Annotated in this window: 1 protein-coding gene; it reads right to left on the bottom strand. The window is 37.4% G+C overall.

Annotation, left to right across the window (positions count from 1 at the left end; all coding sequences use genetic code 11):
• Nucleotides 1-219, bottom strand: a 219-nt coding sequence (locus tag V6252_RS13015) for a tellurite resistance TerB family protein (RefSeq protein WP_341610731.1), incomplete at its 3' end; no start/stop codon positions are given.
• Nucleotides 220-235: the final 16 nt, after the last annotated feature.

The raw sequence follows: 235 nt of genomic DNA on the forward strand, positions 1-235 counted from the left end.
GTCATAATCCGCTTCTAGTTTATTACAGAAGAAATCGAATTTTTCTTTTAGCTCACTTGCATCAAACACTTTTAACGTATCATTAGACATAATGAAAGCGGCTGTTTTACGGCGCTCATCAGCATCGATTTCGCCATCTGCTGCTGCGACTAAAGCACAAATTGCCATCGATGCATCGGCAAATTTTTTATTTTTAAATTGACCAATATTCTTTTGCAAGCTGTCATTAGCATCG

Source organism: Psychrobacter proteolyticus, assembly GCF_038155145.1.
GTDB classification, from domain to species: Bacteria; Pseudomonadota; Gammaproteobacteria; order Pseudomonadales; family Moraxellaceae; genus Psychrobacter; species Psychrobacter proteolyticus_B.